Below are 26,259 nucleotides of genomic sequence, written 5' to 3'. Positions count from 1 at the left end.
GGGGCAGGGTGGCCCCGTTCGCCGATCGAACCGGCGAACGCCGCAGAAAAGCGGCCGAGATCGATGTTAACCAGCCAGGCTGAGAAATACCCAGATGCCGCGGTTTCTGACATACTGATCCCGACCCGATGAGGGGTCACGGCGGATCGCTCCGCCGCTCTATCACTACGGATCGTCCGGCACGTACCTGCCGGTGAAGGAGAAACACAATGGCATCTGTGACTTTCGACGAGGCCACCCGCCTCTACCCCGGCGGAACCCGCCCGGCCGTCGACAAGCTCAACCTCGAGGTCGCTGACGGCGAGTTCCTCGTCCTCGTCGGCCCCTCCGGCTGCGGTAAGTCCACCTCGCTGCGCATGCTCGCAGGCCTCGAAGAGGTCAACGCCGGCCGCATCCTCATCGGTGACCGCGACGTCACCGACGTGCCGCCCAAGGACCGCGACATCGCGATGGTGTTCCAGAACTACGCGCTGTACCCGCACATGACGGTCGCCGAGAACATGGGCTTCGCGCTCAAGATCGCCGGCGTCGGCAAGGAAGAGCGCGCCACCCGCGTTCTCGAGGCCGCCAAGCTGCTCGACCTCGAGGAGTACCTGACCCGCAAGCCGAAGGCCCTCTCGGGTGGCCAGCGTCAGCGTGTCGCCATGGGTCGCGCCATCGTGCGTCAGCCCCAGGTCTTCCTCATGGACGAGCCGCTGTCGAACCTCGACGCCAAGCTCCGCGTGCAGACCCGTACGCAGATCGCGTCGCTGCAGCGTCGTCTCGGTGTCACCACCGTCTACGTCACGCACGACCAGACCGAGGCTCTCACCATGGGCGACCGCATCGCGGTGCTCAAGGACGGTCTGCTGCAGCAGGTCGGTTCGCCTCGTGACCTGTACGAGAAGCCGAACAACGTGTTCGTCGCCGGCTTCATCGGCTCGCCGGCCATGAACCTGTTCTCGGCCGACCTGGCAGAGGGCGGTATCCGCTTCGGCACCGAGATCGTCCCGCTCGACCGCGACACCGTGGGCCGCGCCAACGGCTCGCAGGTCACCGTGGGCGTTCGCCCCGAGGACATCACGGTCGGCCCGGCAGACGGCAAGGGCCTCTCGGTCGTCGTCGACCTGGTCGAGGAGCTCGGCGCAGACGGGTACCTCTACGGCCACACCGAGATCAACGGCAAGCGCGCCGACCTGGTCGCGCGTGTCGACGGTCGCAGCCACCCCAACGCCGGTGAGACGGTCACGCTGGCTGCGAACGCGGGCCACGTGCACGCCTTCGACATCGAGTCGGGCGAGCGCCTGAACGACAAGCCGGTCGTCTCGGCCTGATCACAACCACAGACGCGGCGCGGGCTGACTTCGGTCGCCCGCGCCGCTTCGTCTTTCCCGCCACCATCTGAGGAGCCCCATGCAGGACGCGCTGCGCATCACGGCGAGCACCGTCGATCCCGGACTGCTCGCCCTCCCCTGGTCGACTCCCCTGGGCTCCTGGCCGTCGGAGCAGATCGTCTCGCTGCCCAAGGGCCTCTCCCGCCACCTGGTGCGCTTCGCCGACCTCTCCGGACGCGTCGTCGCCGTCAAGGAGACCACCGACGAGATGGCGCGCCGCGAGTACGAGATGCTCGGCAACCTCGCGCGCCTCGACGTTCCCTGCGTGTCACGCGTCGCCGTGATCGCGGGTCGGACGGATGCCGATGGCGAGCCCCTGCCCGCGGCGCTGGTGACCTCGCATCTGCGCTTCTCGATGCCGTACCGCGCGCTGTTCACGCGCGTGCTGCGCCCCGACACCGCCAACCGCCTCGTCGACGCGCTCGCAGTGCTGCTGGTGCGCCTGCACAACGTGGGCTTCTACTGGGGTGACGTCTCGCTCTCGAACACGCTGTTCCGCAGGGATGCCGGCGCGTTCGCCGCCTACCTCGTCGACGCCGAGACGGGCGAGTTGCACGAAGAGGGACTGACCGACGGCCAGCGCGCCTACGATCTCGACCTCGCCCGCACGAACATCGCCGGAGAGGTCATGGACCTGGCCGCGGGCGGGCGTCTCGAGCACGGCGTCGACGCGATCGCGATCGCCGACGGCATCGTCTCGTCGTACCGCTCGCTGTGGGCCGAGCTCACCGCGCAGGAGTCCTTCGCCTCTGCCGAGACCTGGCGTATCACCGAACGCGTGGAGCGTCTGAACGCCCTCGGCTTCGACATCGACGAGATGTCGATGTCGACCACGTCCGACGGCACGGTCGTCGAGATCCAGCCGAAGGTCGTGGACGCGGGGCACCATCAGCGACGTCTGATCCGCCTCACCGGGCTCGACGTCGAGGAGAACCAGGCGCGGCGTCTGCTGAACGACCTCGATGAGTTCCGCGTGCGCTCCACCAAGCAGTGGGCTGACGAGGAGATGTACGCGCACGAGTGGCTCACGCGCGTGTTCGAACCGGTGGTGCGGGCGATCCCCTACGAGCTGCGCACCAAGCTCGAACCCGCAGAGGTCTTCCACCAGGTGCTCGAGCACCGCTGGTACCTGTCACAGGCTCAGGGGCGCGCCGTGCCCCTCGCCGAGGTGTTGACGAGCTACATCAACGAGGTGCTGCGCCACCGCCGCGACGAGGCCACGATCATGGGGCCACCCACCGAGACGATGAGTCTGCCGGTGATCACCGGCTCGCAGCCCGTGTCGGACGACACGGACGAGGTCGACTGGCGCGATCTCGTCTGAGCCCCGCCACCCCCGGTCGTCGCTCGAGCACGGCGAAGCCGAGCCCACCCCCGGTCGTTGAGCGAGCACGGCGAAGCCGAGCGAGACGAAACGCAGTACGGCCACGAGAACGGCCCACCGCGTTTCGTCTCAGGCGACTCCGTCGGCTTCGCTCAACGACCGAGGTGCTGGACGGGTACGAAAATCAGTAGCCGACGGTGAACCGCTGGCGGTGGTGGTTGCCCTGCTCGAGCACGGCGACGCCCAGCCCACCCCCGGTCGTTGAGCGAGCACGGCGAAGCCCCGCCACCCCCGGTCGTTGAGCGAGCACGGCGAAGCCGAGCCCACCCCCGGTCGTTGAGCGAGCACGGCGAAGCCGAGCGAGACGAAACGCAGTACCGCCACGAGAACGACCCACCGCGTGTCGTCTCAGGCGACCCCGTCGGCTTCGCTCAACGACCGAGGTGCTCGACGGGTACGAAAATCAGTAGCCGACGGTGAACCGCTGGCGGTGGTGGTTGCCCTGCTCGATCTCATCGATCACGGCGACCGCGAAGTCGGCGCCCGAGATGTACGACTTGCCCTCGTCATCACGCACGAGCACGTCGCCGCCGTCGCGGTAGTGACCGGTGCGCTCTCCCTCAGCCCACGGACCGAAGACCTCGGCCGGGTGCACGAAGAACCAGTCGAGACCGGCATCCGAGCCCTTCAGCAGCTCGAGCGAGTCGATGCCGACCTGCGCCTCGTGCTTGTACTCCTCGGGGAAGTCCAGGTCGAAGAGCCGCGGCCCCTCCGGCGACACGAGGCTTCCGCCCGCTCCCCCGACGACGCCGAGGCGTGTGCTGGTGCCCGCGAGCACGCGGATCACACCCTTCAACGCCTCCAGCACGTTGTCGGTCATGTCACCGCGAGGCGACAGCGACGAGACGACGGCATCCGCCCCGTCGAACGCGCTCGCGAGCGACGCCGGCTCGAGCGCCGACCCCTGCACGTACGACGCGCCGTCGACGGCATCCGACGGTGTGGAGCGCGAGATCGCGATCACCTCGTGTCCGCGGCTCACCGCCTCCGCGACGATGTGACGACCGGCGTAGCCGGTCCCTCCGAGGACGACGATGCGAGCCATGCGTGCTTCCTTACTTCGCGTTGCGGACTGTCGAGACGTGGTAGAGCGCGACCGAGGTCGCGATGCCGGCATTGAGGGATTCGGTCGCCGCGGAGATCGGGATCGAGACGATCTGGTCGCACGTCTCGGCCACCAGACGCGAGAGGCCCTTGCCCTCGGAACCCGTGACGATCACGACGGGACGGTCGGCCAGCTGCAGGTCGGGCAGCTGCACGTCGCCGCCGCCGTCGAGGCCCAGCACGAACACGCCCTGCTTCTTGAACTCCTTGAGCTGGCTGGTGAGGTTGGTGGCGAGGGCCACCGGCACACGGGCAGCAGCACCGGCACTCGTCTTCCATGCAGCGGAGTTCACACCCGCGGACCGACGCTGCGGAAGGATGATGCCGTGACCGCCGAAGGCAGCGGTCGAGCGGATGATCGCACCGAGGTTGCGCGGATCCGTGATGCCGTCGAGCGCCACGAAGAGCGGCACCTCGCCCTTGTCTATGACCTGCTCGAGGAGATCCTGCGGGTGCGCGTACTCGTAGGGCGGAACCTTGATCGCGACGCCCTGGTGCACACCGTCGAAGCCGGCCATGCGGTCGAGCTCCTGACGGGTGACCTCGAGTACCGGGATGCCGCGGTTGGTCGCGATCGACAGCATCTCCTTGGTGCGGTCGTCCATCTCCACGCGCTGCGCGATGTAGAAGGCCGTCGCCGGGATCTTCGCGCGGAGTGCCTCGAGCACCGAGTTGCGACCGGTGACCGTCTCGGTGTCTGTGGTGTTGTCCTTCACCCGAGCGGAACGATTCGGGTTGCCGCCGGAGGTCTGACGCTGGCCGGGCTTGCCCTTGCCTCCCGACGCGGCGTAGCGCTCTGCCGCGGCCTTGCGCTTGCCTGCGGGGTGCCATGCCCGGTCTTCGGCCTTCGGGGTCGGTCCGCGACCTTCGAGCGAGCTTCGGCCCTTGCCGCCGGAGCCCTTGGTGGGGCCCTTCTTACCCTTGCCCGCGGAGGGGTTGCCCTGCTTAACCATCGATACTCCAATGAGTTCCGGCTGGAGTGTCCTCCAGCGTGATTCCTGCGGCGGCGATCGCATCACGGATGCGATCGGCCGCCGCCCAGTCCTTGTCAGCCCGCGCCTGCGCGCGCTGAGAGATCATCGTCTGCACGAGAGCGTCCAGAGCGGATGCCTCTGCTCCGCCATCCGCGCTCTGCCACTGCGCGGAGAGCGGATCGATGCCGAGCACACTCGTCATGACGGAGACGGCGCGGAGCGCCGCGACGGCGGCATCCGTATCGTCGGCGTCGAGGGCGGCATTGCCTTCGCGTACGGTGTCGTGGAGCACCGCGAGGGCCTGCGGCACCCCGAGATCGTCGTCCATCGCGTCGGCGAACGACGACGGCAGGTCACTGTAGGCGAACCGGACGACCCCACGGTCGACGACCCGGATCACCCGGCTCATGAACGTGCGGATGCGCCCGAGTGCCGCCTCGGCCTCGGTCCACGACGACTCCGAGAGATCGAGGCTCGAACGATAGTGGGCCGCGGCGAGCGCGTAGCGCACCACCAGGGGGTCGTGGCCGGCGAGCACGTCGGCCGCCAGGGTGAAGTTGCCGAGCGACTTCGACATCTTCTGGCCGTCGACGCTCACGAGTCCGTTGTGCACCCAATACCGGGCGAAGCCGTCACCGGCCGCGGTCGACTGGGCGAGTTCGTTCTCGTGGTGCGGGAAGCGCAGGTCGAGGCCGCCGCCGTGGATGTCGAACTCCGCGCCGAGGTACCGCTTCGACATCGCCGAGCACTCGATGTGCCACCCTGGACGGCCGGCACCCCAGGGCGACTGCCAGACGGCATCCGCCTGCTCGCCGTCTTTCGCGCCCTTCCAGAGAGCGAAGTCCTGCGGGTTGCGCTTGCCGCGCGGATCCGCGTCTTCCGCGGCCTCCATCGCATCGATCGACTGGTTCGTGAGCGAGCCGTAGTCGGGCCACGAGCGCACGTCGAAGTACACGTCGCCGGACGCATCCGCCGCGGGGTACGCGTGCCCCCGATCGATCAGCGTCGCGATGATCTCCTGCATCTGCGGGATCGAGGCCGTCGCACGCGGTTCGTAGGTCGGCGGGAGGATGCCGACTCCGGTGTACGCCGCCGTGAACTCCTGCTCCATGCGGTACGCCAGCGCCCACCACTGCTCGGTGTCCGACGCGTTCGCGAGCACCTTGTCGTCGATGTCGGTGACGTTGCGCACGAACGTGACCCGCCCGAATCGGTGAGCCAGCCATCGGCGCAGCAGGTCGAAGCTGAGGGCTGCGCGGACATGGCCGATGTGCGGGCCGGACTGCACCGTGGGTCCACAGACATACATCGTGATGTTCTCGGGATCGAGAGGCACGAAGTCGCGCAGCTGCTGTGCGCGCGTGTCGTAGAGGCGGAGTGTCACCGCACAAGCTTACCGGGCGGTGCGTCGCGAAGCCTGGGCGAGCCTCACTGGGCGACGAACGAGAGCCGGCGGTTCGCGAACTCCCCGATGCCGATCGGCCCCATCTCCCGGCCGAAGCCCGAGCGCTTCACGCCGCCGAACGGCAGCTCGGCAGCCTCGGCCGCGATCGTGTTGACGTGGGTCATGCCGACCTCGAGCCGGGACGCGACGCGCGCGGCCCTCGCCTCATCGGTCGAGAACACCGACCCGCCGAGTCCCATGTCGCAGTCGTTCGCGAGCTCGAGCGCCTCCTCGTCGCTGGAGACGCGGTAGACGGTGGCGACCGGTCCGAAGATCTCCTCCCGATACGAGGGCGAGTCTCGGGGCACTCCCGTGAGCACGGCCGGCGAATAGTGGGCGCCGGGTCCGTCGGAGAGGACTCCGCCCGCCTCGAGGGTCGCGCCGGCCTGCACCGCTCGGCGCACCTGGTCGTCGACCGTCTCGGCTGCGGTGCGCGTCGACAGCGGCACGAACTGGCCGTCCTGCAGGTCGAGCTGATCGCCGGGCACGAGTCCCTCGGCGAGGCTCTTCAGCTCGGCGACGAACTCGTCGTAGATGTCGTCCATCACGATGAGACGCTTGTTCGAGTTGCACACCTGACCGCCGTTGTAGACGCGGAACTCCCAGGCCTGCCTGGCGACCGCTGCGACGTCGTCGGCATCGAGCACGATCATCGGATCGATGCCTCCGAGCTCGAGCACGCACTTCTTGAGGTGCGTGCCCGCCTGCGCACCGATGATGGCGCCGGCTCGCTCGGAGCCGGTGAGCGAGACCCCCTGCACACGCGGATCCGCGATCATCGTGGCGATCTGATCGTGCGACGCGAAGACGTTCTGGTAGCCGCCCTCCGGCACACCCGCCTCGCGCATGATCGCCTCGATGGCGAGCGAGGAACGGGGGCAGATCTCGGCGTGCTTGAGGAGGATCGTGTTGCCGAGCAGCAGGTTCGGGGCCGCGAAACGCGCCACCTGGTAGTACGGGAAGTTCCAGGGCATGACGCCGAGAAGGGTACCGAGGGGGCGGTGCTCGATGTACGCACGTCCCGGCACCGTGCTCGGGATCTCGTAGTCGGTGATCAGGCTCGGCCCGTGCACGGCGTAGTACTCGATGATCGACGCCGCGAAGTCGACCTCGTCGAGCGCCTCGGCACGCGACTTGCCCATCTCGATCGCGATGTGATCGGCCAGCTCGTCCTTGCGCTCCTCGAAGAGCTCGGCCACCCGCTTCACCACTGCCGCGCGCTCCTGCACACTGCGATCACGCCACTCGCGGTAGGCGTCGTCGGCCGAGGCCAGAGCGGTGTCGATCTGCGCGTCGGTCGCGGTGTCGAAGTTCTCGACGACCACTCCGGTCGCGGGGTTCTGCACTCGGTAGCCGCTCATGTGGATCCTCGTTCGCTCGTCACGCGGGTCATCGTCGATGCCGCTTCCTCGATCGTCGCGTGCCCACGCCATCGGGCGCAAGTCACCGCGGTGACCGGTCTTCGCGCCTCGGCGTCAATCGACGGCGATGACCTGCCCCGTCTGCACACCCAGCACGCTCTTCGCGTACGCCTGCCCGACACGGTGCGACGACACCGGCACGAAGCCGGGGAATGACGAGTGATACGACGGGGCGTCCTCGAGCACCGAGGGACTGACCGCGTTGATGCGGATGCCGCGCGGCAGCTCCGTCGCCGCAGCGAGCACGAACGACTCCAGAGCGCCGTTCGCGAGCGAGGCCGCAGCGCCTGTCGCGATCGGCTCCCGGGCGAGGACTCCCGAGGTCAGCGTGAAGGATCCGCCATCGCGGACGAACGGGGTGCCGGCGCGCACGACATCGAGCTGGGAGAGGACCTTGCCCCGCAGCGCCGATTCGTAGTCGTCACGATCGAGTTCACCCAGCGCACGGAACGGGACCTCGCCGACGGCGACGATCACGGCGTCGGCCTCCCCCACCGCGGCGAAGAGCTTCTCGATCGACGCGCGATCGGTGATGTCGACCGAGGGCTCGGTCGATCGCGACACCGCGATCACCTCGTGCGCCCCGAGCGCGGCCACGGCGGTGCGGCCGACGTGGCCGTTGGCACCGATGATCAGGATCCTCATGACGACTCCTCCGTACTGGGCGAATGCGTGGTGGGCGAATGCGTGGTGTCGGTGTGCGCGGCGTGCGGCACGACCAGGGCGACAGCGGTCACCGCGATCCCCTCGCTCCGCCCCGAGAATCCGAGCCCGTCGGTCGTCGTCGCCGTGACCGAGACCGGCGCGCCGCCGAGCGCGGCCGAGAGCGCACGCTCGGCCTCAGCACGCCGCGCGCTGAACCGCGGCCGGTTGCCCTGGAACTGCACTGACACGTTCCCGATGCCGAAGCCCGCCTCGACGAGAATCTGCGCGGTGCGCGCCAGGAAGACATCGGCGTGCGCGCCCGCGTATTCGGGGTGCGCCGTGCCGAAGTGCTCGCCGATGTCACCGAGCCCTGCTGCTCCGAGCAGCGCGTCGACCATCGCATGCGCCACCGCGTCTCCGTCGGAATGCCCGGAGAGCGGCTGCTCGCCCGGCCATTCGAGGCCGGCGAGCCAGAGCGCCCCCTCGCCGCCGAAGGCATGCACATCGGTGCCGATGCCGACCCGCGGGATCGGCATCGAATGAGTCGCCGTGCGGGCATCCGGCGCTGCGGATGCCGACGGTGCCGTCGTCAGCAGGTGCCGAGCCCGCTCGAGATCGGCCGGAGTCGTGATCTTGAACCCGCTCGGCGACCCGTCGATCCTGCGCACCGGATGACCGGCGGCGGCGAAGAGCGCCGCATCATCGGTGTATTCGACGCCCGAGTCCAGCGCCGCCCGATAGGCGGCGTCGAGCAGCTCGCGCGGAAATCCCTGCGGTGTCATCGCTGCAGCGAGCTCCGAGCGGTCGACCGGACCGACGATGTCGTCGCCGTCGACCTTCTTGAGGGTGTCGATCACCGGAAGGGTCGGGATCACGCCGGTGCTGTCGTCGACTGCCGCCGCGACCGCATCGATGGTCGCCGGCGGGGTCAGAGCGCGCGCCGCATCGTGCACGAGCACGGTGCGCACATCGCCCCACAGCGCGGCGAGGCCCGCCGCGACCGAGAGCTGGCGGGTGTCGCCGCCGGTCACCACCCGACCGAGGTCCGTTCGTTCGCCCGCTGCCGCGCGCAGCTCGGTCTCGGCATCGCCCTCGAATCCCTTCGGGGCGACGACCACCACCTGAGCCGGACCTGCCGCGAACACGCCGTCGAGCGCGTGACGGAGGATCGAATGGGTGTCGATGCCGACGAACGCCTTCGGCGCCCCCGCATCCAATCTGGTGCCGGACCCTGCGGCGACGACGATGATCGCGGTGTCCGGGACGGGAATCATGCTCACGCCTTCACGTTACCCGCGCGCACGAAAAAAGGCGGATGCCGAAGCATCCGCCCAGTTTCGAATCGCTCAGGACGCGAGGACCTCGTCGAGCATCGCGCTCGCCTTGTCTTCGTCGGTCTTCTCCGCGAGAGCCAGCTCGGAGATGAGGATCTGACGCGCCTTGGCCAGCATCCGCTTCTCACCGGCCGACAGACCGCGGTCCTGGTCACGACGCCACAGGTCGCGCACGACCTCGCTCACCTTGATCACATCGCCGGAGGCGAGCTTCTCGAGGTTCGCCTTGTAACGACGAGACCAGTTCGTGGGCTCTTCGGTGAACGGCGCACGCAGAACCTCGAACACGTGGTCGAGGCCCTCTCGTCCGATCACATCTCGGACCCCGACAAGATCGACGTTCTCAGCAGGCACCTCGATGATGAGGTCTCCCTGCGTGACGTTGAGCTTCAGGTATTTCTTCGCCTCACCCTTGATGATGCGCTCCTTGACCTCGATGATGGTCGCAGCGCCATGGTGCGGATAGACGACAGTTTCGCCAACCTCAAAAAGCATAAAAACTTGTCCTTTCGGCAACCTCAATGATACCACAGCCAGGATGCGCTAAGGTTCGCACCCCCACGTCCGAAGGCGCCCCTCCGCATACGCATAGAATGGGAGGCGGACATCCCGCCGGACCACAGGAGGACCAGTGAAATCGCGCCTTGTCGCATCTGCCGCCATCAGCGCCCTCGTTCTTCTCGGCGCCACCGGCTGCACGTTCATCTCGCCACAGTCGACGACGATCGAGTACTCGGCGTCCGACGGCGTGAACATCTCGGATTCGGACGGCCCCCTCGACGTGCGAAACGCCTTCGTCGTCGCGACGGAAGACGGCTCGGTCGGCAACTTCGTCGCCGCCGTCGTGAACCCGACCCTCGACAAGGCGACCCTCACGATCACGGTCGCCGGGCTCGAGCCCATCAAGGTCCCGGTGGCGGCGGGCGAGACGATCAGCTTCGGCGCCGACGAGGAGCCGCTGCGCATCGACGACCTCGACACCCTGCCCGGTGCGACCGTCGAGATCCACTTCCAGTCGGGCGACGGTGCCGGAACCAAGGCCGACGTGCCCGTGCTCGACGGGACGCTCCCCTACTACGCAGACCTCGTCCCCTCGGAGAAGGCTGAGCCGACTCCCGAGCCGATGCCCACCGACACGGCGGCACCCGCTCCGTCCGAGTGATCCGCAGCCGCTGACGCGAGAGAGGCCGGCACCCTACGGGGTGCCGGCCTCTCTGTCGTCAGTCGTCGGGGTGAGTCCTCGGAGTCGTGTCAGCCTTCGAACCGGTAGCCCAGGCCGCGCACGGTGACGAGCATCACCGGCTCGCTCGGGTTCTCCTCGATGCGCGAGCGGATGCGCTTGATGTGCACGTCGAGCGTCTTGGTGTCGCCGAAGTAGTCGCTGCCCCACACCCGATCGATGAGCTGACCTCGGGTGAGCACACGACCGGAGTTGCGCATGAGCACCTCGAGCAGCTCGAACTCCTTGAGCGGCATGTTGATCTGCTGGCCCGCGACCGAGACCGTGTGCCGGTCGATGTCGAGCGTGACGCGGCCGCCGTCGAGCACTCGCTCATCGAGCTCGTTCTCGGCCTGCACCACGCGCCGCAGCACGGCCCGCATTCGGGCGAGCAGCTCGCGTGACGAATAGGGCTTGGTGATGTAGTCGTCTGCGCCGAGCTCGAGACCCACGACGATGTCGACCTCGGAGTCCTTGGCGGTGAGCATGATGATCGGCACGGCGGAGGTCGATCGGATCTGTCGGCAGACCTCCGTGCCCGGCATGCCAGGGAGCATGAGATCGAGCAGCACGATGTCGGCGCCGCGCTCACGGAATGCCGCGAGGGCACCGGGGCCGTCTTCGGCGATCTCGACCTCGAATCCCTCACGGCGAAGCAGATACGCCAGCGGATCGGCGAGGTCGGGCTCGTCTTCGACGAGAAGGATGCGGGTCATGCGTTCTCTCCGTTTCGGACGCGAGCTGCGGCCTTCGCCGCCTTGCGCTCGCGCTTCTTCTTGTTCTTCTTCTCGTTCTCGATGCCCTCGGGGGTATCGATGCGGGGAAGTCTGATGGTGAAGGTCGACCCGCGTCCCGGGCGCGACCACAGGCTGACCTCTCCGCCGTGGCGCTGGATCGCGTGCTTGACGATCGACAGGCCGAGCCCCGTGCCACCGGTGCGACGCGAGCGGGCCTCGTCGGCGCGGTAGAACCGCTCGAAGATCCGCTCCCGGTCGCCCTCGGAGATCCCGATGCCCTGGTCAGCCACGGCGACCTCGACGACGTCGACATCCGCCTTGACCCCGACGCCGACGCGAGAGCCCCGCGGGGAGTACACGATCGCGTTGGCGATGAGATTGCCGAACGCCTCGATGAGGATCTGCGGGTCGCCGTGCACCCACACTCCGCGATCGCCGCCCCGTGCGAGTTCGACGCCCGCAGAGTCGGCCTGCACCACGTGCGCCTCGATGGAGGCCGCGATGACCTCGTCGATCGACACCGGCCGCGCATCGGTCAGGGTGTCGTCGGCCTGCAGCCTCGACAGGCTCATGATGCGGCCGGTGAGCTGACCCAGACGCGTGGCCTCTGCAGAGATCCGCGTCGCGAAATGGCGGACCTGGGCCGGATCGTCGGCCGCCGACTCGATCGCCTCGGCGAGAAGGGTGACGGCGCCCACGGGCGTCTTGAGCTCATGGCTCGTGTTCGCCACGAAGTCCCGCCGCATCTGGTCGAGTCGCTCCTGCTCGGTGACGTCGCGGATGATGAGCAATGACATGCGCGGGCTGATCGCGCTCGCGCGCGCCGAGACCAGCCGCGGGTCGAGGCTGAGCCCCCCGCGGGTGATCCGCAGCGACTCGGTGTGCGAGCCGCCCTCGCTGCGCACACTGCGGATGAGCTGACGCAGCTCGGGATTCTCGAGCGGAGCCCCCACCCGGATGCCGAAGCGGGCCGCCGCCTTGGACGCCGCGAGCACCAGCCCCGAGGCGTCGACGACGCATGCTGCATCATCCATGCTCCGAAGAACGGCGGTGACACCGTCGGGAACGACGAGCGACGTCTCATCGGCGATACGCGCCCTCGCACGGTACGCCCACACCAGCAGGAGTGAGAGTCCGACACCGATCACGAGGCCGACGGCCAACGCGAGCAGCGCTGTCTGCGGCAGGGTCATGTCTCCAGAGTAGAGTGCGTTCACCTGCCGATCGGCGCGTTAACCGGCCGCGAAGCCATGGCGAGAAGTACTATTCACGTGCTGGGCACCGTTCGTTAACCTTCGGAGCAGACAATCGCTTCGGGCCTGTGCGGGAGCGCGGACTCCTCTCGCGCGGACGATCCAGCCGTCTCGCGCTGACACACAGCCGAGACCCGAATGAAAGGTTGCGCCCATCATGCGCGAAGTCTTCCACCAGTCCCTCGAGGACCTGCAGTCGCGCCTCGTCGAGATCGCCGACCTGGTCACGGTCTCGATCGACAAGGCGACCCGCGCGTTCGCCACGAGCGACGTCGCCCTCGCCGAGGAGGTCATCGCCGACGACGCGAAGATCGATGAGCTCGCCGTCGCGCTCGACGAGCAGGCCATCGAGATCCTGGCACGTCAGCAGCCCGTCGCCCGCGATCTCCGCATCGTCGTGTTCGCACTGCGCGTGAGCGCGTCTCTCGAGCGCATGGGCGACATGTCCGAGCACATCGCCCAGCTGGCGCGCCTGCGCTTCCCCGAGCGCGCGATCCCGAAGGGACTCAAGGGCACGTTCACCAAGATGGGCGAGCTCGACGTCGAGATCTCCCGCACCCTCAGCGAACTCCTGCGCACGCAGGACCTGCGTCTCGCCGACGCGATCCGCAACACCGACGATGACATCGACGAGCTGCATGCCAGCGTGTTCGAGAAGGTGCTCAGCGACAACTGGAAGGGTGAGGCCACCGCCACCGTCGACGCCACACTCGCCAGCCGCTACCACGAGCGCTTCGCCGACCATGCGGTCGCCGTCGCCAAGAAGGTCGTCTATCTCGCCACGGGCGACTGGCAGGTCGACGAAGAGGACTTCCTCTCGGCCGCCGAGCAGCAGCGCGAGCTCGGCCACGCCTGAGGCACCACGAGACACGAAGAAGGGGGCGGATGCTGTGACAGCATCCGCCCCCTTCTTCGTGCGTTCTTACTTCTTGCCCTGCGCGGCGACCGCTGCGGCACCGGCGGCGGCGGCCTCGGGGTCGAGGTAGCGGCCGGGTCCGGTGGGAACGTTGTTCTCGTCGAGCTCGTAGACGAGCGGGATGCCGGTGGGGATGTTCAGCTCGGCGATGTCGTCGTCGCTGATGCCCTCGAGGTGCTTCACGAGGCCGCGCAGCGAGTTGCCGTGCGCCGTGACGAGCACCGTCTTGCCGGCCTCGAGGTCGGGCACGATCGCATCGTTCCAGTAGGGCAGCAGACGGTCGATGACGAGCTTCAGCGACTCGGTGCGGGGCACCTCTCCGTCGATCCCCACGTAGCGCGGGTCGTGGACCTGGCTGAACTCGCTGTCGTCGTCGAGCACGGGCGGCGGCACGTCGAACGAGCGACGCCACAGCTGGAACTGCTCGGGACCGAACTCCTCGAGCGTCTGGGCCTTGTCCTTGCCCTGGAGCGCACCGTAGTGGCGCTCGTTGAGCCGCCACGAGCGGGTCACGGGGATCCACAGCCGATCTGCGGCGTCGAGGGCGATGTTCGCGGTCTGGATCGCGCGGCTCAGCAGCGAGGTGTGCAGCACGTCGGGCAGGATGCCGGCCTCGGCCAGCAGCTCGCCACCACGACGAGCCTCGGTGCGTCCCTGCTCGTTGAGGCGGACGTCCACCCAGCCGGTGAAGAGATTCAGTTCGTTCCACTCGCTCCGGCCGTGACGGAGCAGGATCAGGGTGCGCTTCGAAGTCATGGGGCCAGTTTATCCGCGCAGCTCGACACGTCCACGCCGTCGCCCTGCGAGGATTGACGCATGGCGTCATCTCCCCTCGGTCGACCGACCCGCGGCACCACCGGGACGAACCGTCTGCGCCGCAACGACAGGTGGATCGCCGCGAGCCCCGCCTTCCGACGTGCCGTCGATCCACTCGTCGTCGACCTGGGTTTCGGGGCCAGCGGCGTCACGGCGTTCGAACTGTCCACCCGGCTGCGGCGCGTCCGCCCGGATGCCGAGGTGGTCGGCCTCGAGCTCGATCCGGAGCGGGTCGCGACAGCCGACGAACAGCTGCTCGCGGTGCGCGCGGGCCTCTCCCCTTTCGACCCCGACCTGCGAGTCTCCTTCGAGCGCGGGGGCTTCGAGGTCCCGCTTCCCGCCGGACGCCGACCCGCGATCATCCGCGCCATGAACGTCCTCCGCCAGTACGACGAAACCGACGTGGCCGGCGCCTGGCGCACCATGGCCGCCCGGCTCGCGCCCGACGGGCTTCTCGTCGAGGGCACATGCGACGAGATCGGCCGCGTGGCGAGCTGGATAGACGTCGACAGTCACGCCACCCCGCTGCGCTTCACCATCTCACTCCGCCTCGCAGAGCTCGAGCATCCGAGCATCGTGGCCGAGCGGTTGCCGAAGGCGCTCATCCACCGCAATGTGCCGGGCGAGCGGGTGCACGCGCTGCTCGTCGACCTCGACCGCGAGTGGCATCGCGCGGCGGCGCTGTCGACGTTCGGCGCGACCCAGCGCTTTCTCGCCGCCGCCACGGCGCTCCGCGATCAGGGGTGGCCGGTGACCGGCGGGAAGGCCCGGTGGCGATTGGGCGAGCTCACGTTGCCCTGGGATGCCGTGAAGCCGCTGAGCTGATGACCTCTGGCCCTGACCCCGCGCGGAGCTCAGGCCGTGTGACGGGGATCCGGAGCAGTCGGGCGCCGCGACAAGCGGGTGATCCTCGGAATCTCGGCCATGGCACCGGCATCGGCAGGAACGATGACCTGCTGCGTCGCGGCGATCTGCACGCCCTCCGTGCGGACGACGAGATCGCCGACGGGAGCGCGACGAGAGAGGATCGCGAGAGCGATCGGCCCGTCCTCGTGATGCCGCGCGACGGAGGTGATGGTCCCGACCTCGTCGTCACCGGCGAAGACCGGGTCACCGGTGGTCGGCAGCACATCGTCGCTGCCGTCGAGGTGCAGCGCCGCGAGTCGTCGCGGAGGATGCCCGAGGTTGTGCACCTTGGCCACCGTCTCCTGACCTCGGTAACAGCCCTTGTCGAGGTGGACGGCCGTGCGGATCCAATCGGACTCGTGCGGCAGCGACCGTTCGTCGACCTCCGTCGACCAGCGCGGCCGCCAGGCGGCGACGCGCAGCGCCTCGGCGGCGAGGAGACCGGCGACGTCTTCGGCCGACAGCGTGGCCGCGAGTGCCTCCGACGCCGCTTCCGGCACGATCGCGATCCGCCACGCGAGATCCGCTCCGGGATGCTCGACGACCTCGGCATACTGATGACCGCCCGCGCTCACGCGCTGCCACGGATCCGCCCAGACGAGCGGATCTCCGGCGGGGGCTGAGGCCGCGGCGAGCGCGCGCTCCGCCGCGGCTCCCCCCTCGACGAAACCGAGCAGCGCGAGGTCGGGGCGCACCTCGACAGTCGCCTGCGTGCGGAACTTCATGCGCAGCAGCCAAGTGGCGAGCGCGTCGGCGTCGCCGGCGTCGGCGATCAGCCAGGTCGACGATCCGTCGTCGACGACACCGGCGGCATGCTCCACCCGGCCCTGCGGGTCGAGGACGAGCAGCTCTGTGCTGTCGCCCTCGGCGAGGCGTCCGAGAGCCTGCGAGGTGATCGAGTCGAGCCAGCCGAGACGCTCGGGACCGGCGACCTCGATGACCGTCCTGTCGTCGAGAGGAACCAGCGCGGCACCGGTCGCGAGCCTGCGCTGCTCGCGGAACACGTCGCCGAAGTGGGCGATGCCCGCCTCGCCCGCGACGGCACCCGTGATGTCGGAGAAGCCGGGCACGTCAGACCTTCGCCAGGCGAGCCGAGGCGTGCGAACGCAAGGGGGTGCCGAGAGCGGCGATGTCCCACGCCCACAGCAGATGGCCGTCGACCAGGCCGTACAGACGTGTGGCGCTGCCGTACTCCTTCGCACCCGCGCCGCGGACGACGGCGTCGGTCGCGATATCGACCCGAGGGCCGTTGATCTCGCCGAGATAGAGCTCGAGCATTCCGTCGGAGTGCGCGATCGAGACCTCGATCGGGAAGCCTCCGGATGCTGCTCGCAGCGCCTCGACGTCGTCGACGCCACGGTCGACCGTGTCGCCGAGCGGAGGCAGCAGCCCCGGTCCCGAATCGGCATCGGTGGCGGGACGGGTCAGGCGCCAGTACCCCGTCTCGGCGATGAGAGGAACGGATGCCGAGCCGTCGTCGCCCGTGAACGTCGCGGTGGCCGAGTAGTTGAGGAACGGCCCGCCGTCATGGCTGAAGCTCACCCGATGGGTGAACTCCCCACGCAGCTCCCGCTCTCCGACGGGGTAGTCGATGACACCGGTCCCCTCCCACACGCCGATCAGCCACGAGAGCGGGACGATGTCTGCCGGAAGGTCGGTGGGGATCTCGATCACGGCGAGCTCAGCGCTGGCCGCGGAAGAGGTTGCGCAGCACCACGACCGAGACGAAGGCGATCGCGAGGCTCGCCAGGCCCAGCAGGCCGATGAAGAAGAATTCGAGCGCCATGAGGTCCATGACCTCCACATTACCCTCCGCACGCGAAGGTGTCTCGTCCCGCCGCCGATCGGTCTCGGCGGAGTCGATCGCGATGTCAGGAGAACGAGGAGACGAACGCCGCGACGGCGAAGCCGATCGAGATCATGCCCATCAGGAGGAGCGCCCCGATGGCGCTGCCGCCCACCCGGAGGATGAATCCCTGGGTGCGCCCGTGCCAGAGCTGCACGGCGAACGAGAGCAGCACCACGCCGCCGAAAGAGACCAGCAACCACTGCACCCGGTACACCTCGGGGACGAAGATCCCGACGGCGATCGAGGCGACGAGCGCGACCCCCCAGACGGCGAGCACGCCGCCGAAAGCGTTACGCGGTGCGAGCGCAGGTTCCGACATGACTCCATTGTGACCCATCGGCGCCCGGTATCATTGCGGCACGGCGATACTTCAGCCGTCCGGAAGGAGTGCGTGTGGCCCAGGTCCTGGTCTTGACCAACGCTCCGGTCTCGGAGCAGGTCCTGCCCGCCATGGAGCTTCTCAGCCACCGCGTGCGTCAGATCCCCGCCGAGCCGGCCCAACTCGTCAGCGCGCCCGATTACGACATCGTGATCGTCGACGCACGGCACGATCTCGTCGGGGCGAAGTCGCTCTGCCGCCTCCTCAGGGCAGCGGGGCAGGCGGCACCGCTGCTCCTCGTCGTCACGGAGGGAGGCATGAGCGCTCTCTCCGGCGACTGGGGCATCGACGACGTGCTGCTCACGACGGCGGGCCCTGCCGAGGCCGACGCGCGAGTACGTCTCGCCCTCGCCCGCCGCGACGAGACTGCCGAACCGTCTCGGGTCCAGGCATCCGGAGTCGTGATCGACGAGCAGTCCTACTCCGCGAAGCTGCGCGGCAGGCCGCTGGACCTGACCTACAAGGAGTTCCAGCTCCTGCACTTCCTCGCCACGCATCCGTCCCGCGTGTTCACTCGCGAGCAGCTGCTCAGCGAGGTCTGGGGATACGACTACTTCGGCGGCACGAGGACGGTCGACGTGCACGTGCGACGCCTGCGCGCCAAGCTCGGCGACCAGGAGCAGATCATCGGCACCGTGCGCAATGTCGGGTATCGGTTCAACGTCCACGAGGACGAGTCCGTCCCGGCCGCGCGGTGACGCGGCGACTCACGTTCACACGCGCGTCACCTCTCGGTGCTTAGATGTACCCCATGATCGATCCCGCTCTCGCCGACGCAGGTCTCGGCGACGCCGAAGACGACGACTTCGATGCCATCGAGTCGCCGGACGCGCTTCTGCCCGACCACCGCTACCTCGATCGCGAGCTGAGCTGGCTCGCATTCAACCAGCGCGTCCTCGAACTCGCCGAGGATCCGTCATTGCCGGAACTCGAGCGGGCCAACTTCCTGGCGATCTTCGCGAGCAATCTCGATGAGTTCTTCATGGTGCGCGTCGCCGGTCTCAAGCGTCGCATCGTCACGGGTCTCGCCGTGCCCACCAACATCGGCCGCTCCCCCGCCGACGCGCTCGCCGACATCGCCCGCGAAGCGCATGCCCTGCAGTTGCGCCACGCCGAGGCCTGGACCTCGCTCGTGCGCCCCGCGCTCGCAGAATCCGGCATCGAGATCGCCGACTGGTCGGAGCTCACAGAGGAAGAGCGCGCCAAGCTCTCCGAGTACTTCGGCGCCCAGGTCTTCCCGGTTCTCATGCCTCTGGCCGTCGACCCCGCACACCCGTTCCCTTACATCTCGGGCCTGTCGCTGAACCTCGCGATCCGCATCCGCAACGCCCGCACGGGTCGCCAGGAGTTCGCGCGACTCAAGGTTCCGCCCATGCTCCCGCGCTTCGTCGAGGTTCCGGGTTCGGGCGAGATCAAGCGATTCCTCCGCCTCGAAGAGCTGATCGCCAATCACCTCGGCGACCTGTTCCCCGGCATGGAGGTGCTCGACCATCACGCGTTCCGCCTCACCCGCAACGAAGACGTGGAGATCGAGGAGGACGAGAGCGAGAACCTGATCCAGGCGCTCGAAGCCGAGCTGCTGCGCCGTCGATTCGGTCCGCCCATCCGCCTCGAGATCACGGACGACATGGACGAGGTCACGATGGACCTCCTCGTGCGCGAGCTCGACGTCACCGACAAGGAGATCTACCGTCTCCCCGGCCCGCTCGACCTTCGCGGTCTGTTCGACCTGTCGCGCATCGATCGCCCTGACCTGCGTTACCCGCCGCACCTGCCCACCACGGCCGTGGCCTTCCAGCCCACCGGCAGCAACACCCGCGCCGACATCTTCAAGGCGATCCGCAAGTCGGATGTCCTCGTGCACCACCCGTACGAGTCGTTCACCACGAGCGTCGTCGCGTTCCTCGAGCAGGCGGCGCGCGACCCGCATGTGCTCGCCATCAAGCAGACGCTCTACCGCACCTCGGGCGACAGCCCGATCGTCGAGGCGCTGATCAACGCCGCCGAGGCCGGCAAGCAGGTGCTGGCGCTGGTCGAGGTCAAGGCGCGCTTCGACGAGGCCAACAACATCGTCTGGGCACGCAAGCTCGAGAAGGCGGGCGTGCACGTGGTCTACGGCCTGGTGGGCCTGAAGACGCACTGCAAGCTGGCTCTGGTGATCCGTGAGGAAGACGGCGTGCTGCGCCATTACTCGCACATCGGCACCGGGAACTACAACCCGAAGACGAGCCGCATCTACGAGGACTTCGGTCTGTTCACCACCGACGCCCAGGTCGGCAAGGACCTCACCCGTCTGTTCAACGAGCTCAGCGGCTACGCGATCGAGAAGAAGTTCAAGCGCCTGCTGGTCGCGCCTCTGCACCTGCGCAAGGGCCTCGTGCGGCAGATCGACGACGAGCGTCGCAACGCCGAGGCCGGCAAGCCCGCCGGCATCCGCATCAAGGTCAACTCGATGGTCGACGAAGAGGTCATCGACGCCCTGTACCGGGCGAGCGCCGCCGGGGTGAAGGTCGACGTCTGGGTGCGCGGGATCTGCAGCCTGCGCACCGATCTCGAGGGCATCAGCGACAACATCACCGTGCGCAGCATCCTGGGCCGGTACCTCGAGCACTCCCGCATCTTCGCGTTCCACAACGCCGGCGACCCGCAGGTGTACATCGGCAGCGCCGACATGATGCACCGCAACCTCGACCGTCGCGTCGAGGCGCTGGTGCGGGTGACCGAGCCCGATCACCTGAAGGATCTTCTGGCGTTCTTCGACCTCGCGATGGACCCGGGGACCACGTCGTGGCACCTGGGCGCCGAAGGCGTGTGGACCCGCCACTCCGAGGATGCCGACGGCAAGCCCCTGATCGATCTGCAGGACAAGACGATGGGGTTGATCCAGCGACGCCGTCGCGCCCGGGCGACCCGATGACCGCTCGGGAGGCGACCGGAGCGAAGGTCGCGGCACGCTCGAAGTGGACCGACAAGGCCGTCTACGCGGCCGGCGGCGTGGTCTGGCGCCTCGTCGACGGCAAGCTGCGGATCCTCCTGATCCATCGCACCAAGTACCGCGACATCACGCTGCCCAAGGGCAAGGTCGACCCCGGTGAGATGCTCGCAGAGACCGCCGTGCGCGAGGTGCACGAAGAGACCGGCATCCGAGTCTCGCTGGGCGTGCCCGTCGGCGTGAGCCGATATCACCTGCCGTCGAACAAGCAGAAGGTCGTGCACTACTGGGCGGCGGAGGCGACGGAGGATGCGATCCGCGCATCGACGTTCGTGCCCAACCGTGAGATCGCCGCGCTCGAATGGGTGAGCGTGAAGAAGGCGCGGTCACGACTCAGCTATCCGGTCGATGTGGAGATCCTCGACTTCTTCACGAACCTGGTCGACGACGGAGTGCTGCGCACCTTCCCGGTGATCGCACTGCGGCACGCGAAGGCGCTCGCGCGCTCCGACTGGGACGGCACGGATGCCTCGCGCCCCCTCACCGGGCGGGGACGTGAGCAGGCCGCCTCGATCGTCGGGCCGCTGCGGGCCTTCGGCGTGCGCAAGATCATCACGAGCGATGCCGTCAGATGCGTGCAGACCGTCACCCCACTCGCGAAGGCGCTCGACCGCAAGACCGTCACGACGGGGAAGATCAGTCAGGACGCCTGGGAAGACGGCGACGACGATCTGCGCTCCGTGATCGGCCGCCGGGTCCGCTCCGGCAAGGCCGCCGTGCTGTGCAGCCACGGCCCGGTGCTCCCGGGCATCCTCTCGGAGCTCGCCCTGGCCACCGGCACCATCCAGGGCTCGTACGTGAGCAGCGCGGCGGATCTCGAACCCGCCGCGTTCTCGGTCGTGCACCTGTCGGCATCCAATCCCGGCTCCGGCATCATCGCGATCGAGACGCACATCCCCAAGATCTGACCCGCGCCCGCATCGGCCGGGAGCCGCGTGTTTCCGCGGATCCGCCCCAGAGAGTCGCGCGCCGTTCACCTTCTGTTCACCTGCGTGGTCGAGTCTCGTTAACCGCCGCACCTAGCGTCACTGTGTGCCCTGCACCGGGCCCCACCCAACCATGATCGAAGGATCCACAGTGAAGATCTCCCGAATCGCACGTATCGGCGCCGTCGGCGCCGTGGCAGCACTCGCACTCGCCGGCTGTGCCGCGAACGAAGGCGGCAACACCGGCGGCGACTCGTCCGACGCCCCCACCTCGACCCTGTCGGGCACCATCGAAGCCACCGGCGCCTCGTCGCAGGAAGCCGCTCAGCAGTCCTGGGTCGCCGCGTTCCAGACCGCGAACCCCGAGACCACCATCAACTACACCGCGACCGGCTCCGGGACGGGCCGTGAGAACTTCATCGCCGGTTCGTCGAACTTCATCGGGTCGGACCGCGCGTTCAACGCCGACGAGATCGCTGCAGGCGGCTTCGGCTCGTGCACCTCGGATGAGATCGTCGAGATCCCCGTCTACATCTCGCCCGTCGCCGTCGCCTTCAACCTCGAGGGCATCGACGAGCTGAACCTCGACGGCGCGACCATCGCGAGCATCTTCTCGGGTGCCATCTCGAACTGGAACGACCCGGCGATCGCCGCGCAGAACGAGGGCGTCGAGCTGCCCGACCAGGCGATCGTGCCGGTGCACCGCGCCGACGCCTCGGGCACGCAGGAGACCTTCACCAAGTACCTCAGCGCCGTCGCCCCGGACGTCTGGACCTACGAGGCCAGCGACGAGTGGCCGCTCTCGACCGGTGAGGCCGGCGACGGAACCTCGGGTGTCGTCGACGCCATCTCCAACGGTTCGGGCTACATCGGCTTCGCCGACGCCTCGCGCACCTCGGAGCTCGGCCAGGTCGCCGTGCAGGTCGAGGGCGAGTACGTCGCGTACTCGGCCGAGGCCGCCGCAGCACTCGTCGAGGCATCGCCGCTCGAAGAGGGCCGCTCTGACCACGACCTCGCGTTCGACGTCGACCCGGCAGCCGCGCCGGCCGGCTCGTACCCGATCGCCCTGGTCTCGTACCTCATCGGATGCGTCGAGTACGACGACGCCGAGACCGCCGGCCTCGTGAAGGCGTACTTCGAGTACGTCGCCTCGGCCGAGGGCCAGGACGCCGCGGCAGAGGCCGCGGGCAGCGCACCGATCTCCGACAGCCTGCGCGAGCAGATCAGCACCGCTATCGACGCGATCGTCACGGAGTGACCGGCCGCTCAGCGAACCGCTGAGCTCCGGCACCGACGCCCCCGGGGTGTCGGTCGACAGGATCTCGACCGACACCCCGGGGCACCCTCATGAAGACACCCGAAAGCCCCTCCGAGCAGATCGTGGAGCAGCCCCGATGACCACCACCCAGGCGGGTCCCGACACCACCAGTTCCCCCGGTTCGCGCCCCGCGCTGCGCCGACGGGGCGACCTCATCTTCTCCGGCACCGCGCTCGGGGCGGGAATCATCATTCTCGTCACCCTCGCCGCGGTGGCGCTCTTCCTGATCGTCCAGGCGATCCCCGCACTCTCTGCGGACACGAGCAACAACCACATCCTCGAGGGACAGTCGTTCCTGTCCTGGGTGTGGCCCTTCGTGTTCGGCACCCTGTGGTCGAGCTTCATCGCGCTCGTCATCGCGGCGCCGGTCGCGATCGGCATCGCCCTCTTCATCTCGCACTATGCACCGCGGCGCCTCGCCGGTGTGCTCGGCTATGTGATCGACCTGCTCGCCGCGGTCCCGTCGGTCGTCTTCGGTCTCTGGGGCGCGCTGACCTTCGCTCCGATGCTCGTGCCCTTCTACAAGTGGCTGAACGAGAACCTCGGCTGGATCCCGCTCTTCGGCGGCACGCCATCCGGAACCGGTAAGACGATCCTGACGGCATCCCTCGTGCTCGCGGTGATGATCCTCCCGATCATGACCGCCATCTGCCGCGAGGTCTTCCTGCAGACGCCCAAGCTGCACGAAGAGGCGGCCCTCGCACTCGGTGCGACGCGCTGGGAGATGGTCCGCATGGCCGTGCTGCCCTTCGCCCGCAGCGGCATGGTCTCGGGTGCGATGCTCGGACTCGGCCGCGCACTCGGCGAGACGATGGCCGTGACCCTCGTGCTCTCGCCCCTCGGCATCATCACCTTCAACCTGATCAACCCGGAGAACCCCACGACGATCCCCGCGATCATCGCCCTGCGCTTCCCCGAGGCCCACGACGAGGGCGTCAACACGCTCATCGCCGCCGGTCTGATCCTCTTCATCGTGACCTTCGCGGTCAACTTCATCGCCCGCTGGATCGTCTCGCGCCGCGCCGAGTTCTCGGGAGCCAACTGACATGACCGCCACGCTCACCCCGGCGCCCGTCGCCACGACCACTCACTCCACCTCGGCGGGCCACCTGCCCAAGTGGGCACCCTGGGCCCTCCTCCTCGTCGCATTCGTCGTCTCGGGCACGATCTTCGCCTTCATGAATGCCGGCGGAGACCCCGCCGACTTCAACATCGCGCTCACGCTCGTCGTCGGGCTGGTGTTCTACATCATCCTGATCTTCGTGATCTCCTCGGTGATCGAGAGCCGCCGTCACGCGATCGACCGCCTGATGACCGCACTCGTGTCCGGGGCGTTCGTCGTCGCACTCCTGCCGCTCATCTCGCTGCTCTACACGGTCGTCGTGAACGGCCTGATGCGCTTCGACGGCGAGTTCTTCAGCTTCTCGATGCGCAACATCGTCGGCGAGGGCGGCGGCGCGGTCCACGCCATCTACGGAACGCTGCTGATCACGCTCGGCGCGACGATCATCTCGGTGCCGATCGGCCTGATGACCTCGATCTATCTCGTCGAGTACGGCGAGGGCCGCAGGCTCGCCCGCGGCATCACGTTCCTCGTCGACGTCATGACCGGCATCCCCTCGATCGTCGCCGGTCTGTTCATCTACTCGGTGTTCGCGCTCATCGTCGGACCCGGCACCCGAATGGGCATCATGGGATCCCTCGCGCTCTCGGTGCTGATGATCCCGGTCGTGGTGCGAGGTTCCGAAGAACTGCTGCGCATCGTGCCCAATGAGCTCCGCGAAGCCGCCTATGCCCTCGGTGTGCCGAAGTGGCTGACGATCATCAAGGTCGTCCTGCCCACCGCCATCGCGGGAATCACGACGAGCATCATGCTCGCGATCTCGCGAGTGATCGGCGAGACCGCGCCACTGCTGCTCACGGTCGGCGTCGTGCAGGGGATGAACCTCAACATGTTCAGCGGGCAGATGGCGACGCTACCGGTCTTCTCGTACATGCAGGCGAAGTACCCGGGCATCCCGGTGGATGCCTATCTCGAACGTGCCTGGGCGGCCGCGCTCACCCTCATCGTCATCGTCATGGTGCTCAACCTGCTGGCACGCGTCATCGCCAAGGTGTTCGCCCCCAAGATCAACGGCCGCTGAGCCGTCTACCCGATTTCAACAAGAAGGATCCTCTCGTGTCCAAGAGCATCGAAGTCAACGACCTCAACGTCTACTACAGCGATTTCCTCGCCGTCGAGGGCGTCAACATCGACATCAAGCCCAACACCGTCACGGCATTCATCGGTCCGTCGGGGTGCGGCAAGTCGACCTTCCTGCGCACCCTCAACCGCATGCACGAGGTCATCCCCGGCGCGCGCGTCGAGGGGGAGGTGCTGATCGACGGCAAGAACCTCTACGGCGCGAGCGTCGACCCTGTGCTCGTCCGCCGGCAGGTCGGCATGGTGTTCCAGCGTCCGAACCCGTTCCCCACGATGTCGATCAAGGAGAACGTACTCGCGGGCGTCAAGCTCAACAACACGCGCATGGCGAAGAGCGACCAGGATGCTCTCGTCGAGAAGTCGCTGCGCGGTGCCAACCTCTGGAACGAGGTCAAGGACCGCCTCGACAAGCCGGGTTCGGGCCTCTCCGGCGGCCAGCAGCAGCGTCTCTGCATCGCGCGTGCGATCGCGGTCTCCCCCGATGTGATCCTCATGGACGAGCCGTGCTCGGCTCTCGACCCGATCTCGACCTTCGCGATCGAAGAGCTCATCGCCGAGATCAAGAACGACTACACGGTCGTGATCGTGACCCACAACATGCAGCAGGCCAGCCGCGTGTCCGACAAGACGGCGTTCTTCAACATCGCCGGCACCGGCAAGCCCGGCAAGCTCATCGAGTACGACGACACGTCGACGATCTTCACCACGCCGTCCGTGCAGGCAACCGAGGACTACGTGTCGGGTCGCTTCGGATAAGCATCCGGTCTGCCCTCCGGTCCCCCTTCGGGCACAGCTTCGGAGCGGACGCCATGAAACGCCGTGCCACTACCCTGTGGCACGGCGTTTCTGCGTTCGGTTCCGAAGCTGTGCTCGCAGAGACGTTCCAGAGTTCTCCTGCACAACGGCGAGACCCGTCAATCGCTCCACATCCACCGAGGTGACCACCACGTACGGATGCGGTCGGGCACCAGGCTCGAGCGATGTGCGGGTCGACGGGAGTCCAGGTCTGGTCGTGGGCGGAGCTGAGGAGCCGAGCAACTCGACGTGTAATCGACGCACGTGTACG

The 26,259-nt window shown here is 68.0% G+C and carries 26 protein-coding genes; 12 read left to right on the top strand and 14 right to left on the bottom strand.

Annotation, left to right across the window (positions count from 1 at the left end; translation table 11 throughout):
* The first annotated feature begins 209 nt into the window (after positions 1-209).
* Both ACZZZN_RS02640 and ACZZZN_RS02635 read left to right on the top strand, forming a co-directional pair.
* The gene (locus tag ACZZZN_RS02640; protein WP_463503681.1) at positions 210-1,313 is read left to right on the top strand and encodes an ABC transporter ATP-binding protein; all 1,104 of its coding nucleotides are present in this window, start codon (positions 210-212) and stop codon (positions 1,311-1,313) included.
* A gap of 79 nt (positions 1,314-1,392) precedes the next feature.
* Positions 1,393-2,697: a DUF4032 domain-containing protein gene (locus ACZZZN_RS02635; protein WP_463503680.1), complete on the top strand. Its 1,305-nt coding sequence runs from the start codon at positions 1,393-1,395 to the stop codon at positions 2,695-2,697.
* 184 nt (positions 2,698-2,881) lie between these two features.
* Here ACZZZN_RS02635 and ACZZZN_RS02630 read toward each other — a convergent pair whose 3' ends face one another.
* The 8 genes from ACZZZN_RS02630 to ACZZZN_RS02595 all read right to left on the bottom strand — a co-directional run bounded on the left by ACZZZN_RS02630 (position 2,882) and on the right by ACZZZN_RS02595 (position 10,174).
* Positions 2,882-3,007 (bottom strand): hypothetical protein, encoded by a 126-nt coding sequence (locus ACZZZN_RS02630; protein ID WP_463503679.1) that lies wholly within the window; start codon positions 3,005-3,007, stop codon positions 2,882-2,884.
* Positions 3,008-3,160: 153 nt separating this feature from the next.
* A complete protein-coding gene (locus tag ACZZZN_RS02625) occupies positions 3,161-3,802 on the bottom strand; it encodes an NAD(P)-dependent oxidoreductase (RefSeq protein WP_463503678.1) in 642 nt (213 codons plus the stop codon).
* Between the two features lie 10 nt (positions 3,803-3,812).
* Complete coding sequence (gene rlmB, locus ACZZZN_RS02620) at positions 3,813-4,814, bottom strand: 23S rRNA (guanosine(2251)-2'-O)-methyltransferase RlmB (protein ID WP_463503677.1); 1,002 nt, start codon at positions 4,812-4,814, stop codon at positions 3,813-3,815.
* Positions 4,807-6,219: a cysteine--tRNA ligase gene (cysS, locus tag ACZZZN_RS02615; RefSeq protein WP_463503676.1), complete on the bottom strand. Its 1,413-nt coding sequence runs from the start codon at positions 6,217-6,219 to the stop codon at positions 4,807-4,809. The genes rlmB and cysS overlap by 8 nt, the downstream gene beginning before the upstream one ends.
* Before the next feature lie 44 nt (positions 6,220-6,263).
* Positions 6,264-7,640: an NAD-dependent succinate-semialdehyde dehydrogenase gene (locus tag ACZZZN_RS02610; protein WP_463503675.1), complete on the bottom strand. Its 1,377-nt coding sequence runs from the start codon at positions 7,638-7,640 to the stop codon at positions 6,264-6,266.
* A 114-nt stretch (positions 7,641-7,754) separates the two neighbouring features.
* Positions 7,755-8,345: a short chain dehydrogenase gene (locus ACZZZN_RS02605; RefSeq protein ID WP_463503674.1), complete on the bottom strand. Its 591-nt coding sequence runs from the start codon at positions 8,343-8,345 to the stop codon at positions 7,755-7,757.
* Positions 8,342-9,619 carry a 2-C-methyl-D-erythritol 4-phosphate cytidylyltransferase gene (gene ispD, locus ACZZZN_RS02600; protein WP_463506532.1) on the bottom strand — a complete coding sequence of 426 codons (1,278 nt, stop codon included), beginning with the start codon at positions 9,617-9,619 and terminating at the stop codon, positions 8,342-8,344. The genes ACZZZN_RS02605 and ispD overlap by 4 nt, the downstream gene beginning before the upstream one ends.
* Before the next feature lie 72 nt (positions 9,620-9,691).
* Positions 9,692-10,174 (bottom strand): CarD family transcriptional regulator, encoded by a 483-nt coding sequence (locus ACZZZN_RS02595; protein ID WP_194763720.1) that lies wholly within the window; start codon positions 10,172-10,174, stop codon positions 9,692-9,694.
* Between the two features lie 136 nt (positions 10,175-10,310).
* Here ACZZZN_RS02595 and ACZZZN_RS02590 point away from each other — a divergent pair, with 136 nt between their 5' ends.
* A complete protein-coding gene (locus tag ACZZZN_RS02590) occupies positions 10,311-10,841 on the top strand; it encodes a DNA modification methylase (protein WP_463503673.1) in 531 nt (176 codons plus the stop codon).
* An 89-nt stretch (positions 10,842-10,930) separates the two neighbouring features.
* Here the strand turns inward: ACZZZN_RS02590 and ACZZZN_RS02585 are convergent, their stop codons facing one another.
* Together ACZZZN_RS02585 and ACZZZN_RS02580 are read right to left on the bottom strand one after the other, a co-directional pair.
* Positions 10,931-11,614, bottom strand: coding sequence for a response regulator (locus ACZZZN_RS02585; protein ID WP_463503672.1), 684 nt, complete (start codon positions 11,612-11,614; stop codon positions 10,931-10,933).
* Positions 11,611-12,828, bottom strand: coding sequence for a sensor histidine kinase (locus ACZZZN_RS02580; protein ID WP_463503671.1), 1,218 nt, complete (start codon positions 12,826-12,828; stop codon positions 11,611-11,613). The genes ACZZZN_RS02585 and ACZZZN_RS02580 overlap by 4 nt, the downstream gene beginning before the upstream one ends.
* Positions 12,829-13,045: 217 nt before the next feature.
* Here ACZZZN_RS02580 and phoU point away from each other — a divergent pair, with 217 nt between their 5' ends.
* Positions 13,046-13,744, top strand: coding sequence for a phosphate signaling complex protein PhoU (gene phoU, locus ACZZZN_RS02575; protein WP_463503670.1), 699 nt, complete (start codon positions 13,046-13,048; stop codon positions 13,742-13,744).
* A 66-nt stretch (positions 13,745-13,810) separates the two neighbouring features.
* On the opposite strand, the gene ACZZZN_RS02570 is transcribed toward phoU, so the two are convergent.
* Entirely contained in the window at positions 13,811-14,560 is a 750-nt protein-coding gene (locus tag ACZZZN_RS02570) for a phosphoglyceromutase (RefSeq protein WP_463503669.1), read from the bottom strand.
* 60 nt (positions 14,561-14,620) lie between these two features.
* Between ACZZZN_RS02570 and ACZZZN_RS02565 the strand changes: the two genes are divergently transcribed.
* Positions 14,621-15,445, top strand: coding sequence for a methyltransferase domain-containing protein (locus ACZZZN_RS02565; RefSeq protein WP_463503668.1), 825 nt, complete (start codon positions 14,621-14,623; stop codon positions 15,443-15,445).
* Between the two features lie 29 nt (positions 15,446-15,474).
* Here the strand turns inward: ACZZZN_RS02565 and ygfZ are convergent, their stop codons facing one another.
* From ygfZ to ACZZZN_RS02550, 3 genes are all read right to left on the bottom strand, one after another.
* Entirely contained in the window at positions 15,475-16,596 is a 1,122-nt protein-coding gene (ygfZ, locus tag ACZZZN_RS02560; RefSeq protein ID WP_463503667.1) for a CAF17-like 4Fe-4S cluster assembly/insertion protein YgfZ, read from the bottom strand.
* A 1-nt stretch (position 16,597) separates the two neighbouring features.
* Positions 16,598-17,200 carry a heme-binding beta-barrel domain-containing protein gene (locus tag ACZZZN_RS02555; RefSeq protein WP_463503666.1) on the bottom strand — a complete coding sequence of 201 codons (603 nt, stop codon included), beginning with the start codon at positions 17,198-17,200 and terminating at the stop codon, positions 16,598-16,600.
* Positions 17,201-17,397: 197 nt separating this feature from the next.
* Positions 17,398-17,694 (bottom strand): hypothetical protein, encoded by a 297-nt coding sequence (locus tag ACZZZN_RS02550; RefSeq protein ID WP_463503665.1) that lies wholly within the window; start codon positions 17,692-17,694, stop codon positions 17,398-17,400.
* Between the two features lie 74 nt (positions 17,695-17,768).
* Between ACZZZN_RS02550 and ACZZZN_RS02545 the strand changes: the two genes are divergently transcribed.
* The 7 genes from ACZZZN_RS02545 (at position 17,769) to pstB (ending at position 25,949) form a co-directional block, all read left to right on the top strand.
* A complete protein-coding gene (locus ACZZZN_RS02545; RefSeq protein ID WP_463503664.1) occupies positions 17,769-18,452 on the top strand; it encodes a winged helix-turn-helix transcriptional regulator in 684 nt (227 codons plus the stop codon).
* Positions 18,453-18,505: 53 nt separating this feature from the next.
* Positions 18,506-20,671 carry an RNA degradosome polyphosphate kinase gene (locus tag ACZZZN_RS02540; RefSeq protein WP_463503663.1) on the top strand — a complete coding sequence of 722 codons (2,166 nt, stop codon included), beginning with the start codon at positions 18,506-18,508 and terminating at the stop codon, positions 20,669-20,671.
* Positions 20,668-21,654: an NUDIX hydrolase gene (locus tag ACZZZN_RS02535; RefSeq protein WP_463503662.1), complete on the top strand. Its 987-nt coding sequence runs from the start codon at positions 20,668-20,670 to the stop codon at positions 21,652-21,654. The genes ACZZZN_RS02540 and ACZZZN_RS02535 overlap by 4 nt, the downstream gene beginning before the upstream one ends.
* Positions 21,655-21,823: 169 nt before the next feature.
* A complete protein-coding gene (gene pstS / locus ACZZZN_RS02530; RefSeq protein WP_463503661.1) occupies positions 21,824-22,930 on the top strand; it encodes a phosphate ABC transporter substrate-binding protein PstS in 1,107 nt (368 codons plus the stop codon).
* A gap of 136 nt (positions 22,931-23,066) precedes the next feature.
* Entirely contained in the window at positions 23,067-24,035 is a 969-nt protein-coding gene (gene pstC, locus ACZZZN_RS02525) for a phosphate ABC transporter permease subunit PstC (RefSeq protein WP_463503660.1), read from the top strand.
* A gap of 1 nt (position 24,036) precedes the next feature.
* Positions 24,037-25,134 carry a phosphate ABC transporter permease PstA gene (gene pstA / locus ACZZZN_RS02520; RefSeq protein ID WP_463503659.1) on the top strand — a complete coding sequence of 366 codons (1,098 nt, stop codon included), beginning with the start codon at positions 24,037-24,039 and terminating at the stop codon, positions 25,132-25,134.
* A 35-nt stretch (positions 25,135-25,169) separates the two neighbouring features.
* A complete protein-coding gene (gene pstB, locus ACZZZN_RS02515; protein ID WP_194763736.1) occupies positions 25,170-25,949 on the top strand; it encodes a phosphate ABC transporter ATP-binding protein PstB in 780 nt (259 codons plus the stop codon).
* Positions 25,950-26,259 lie beyond the last annotated feature (310 nt).

This window comes from Microbacterium sp. AC145, assembly GCF_979258505.1.
Note: the sequence above shows the minus strand (reverse complement) of the source record. Positions and strands in the feature narration are given on the sequence as shown.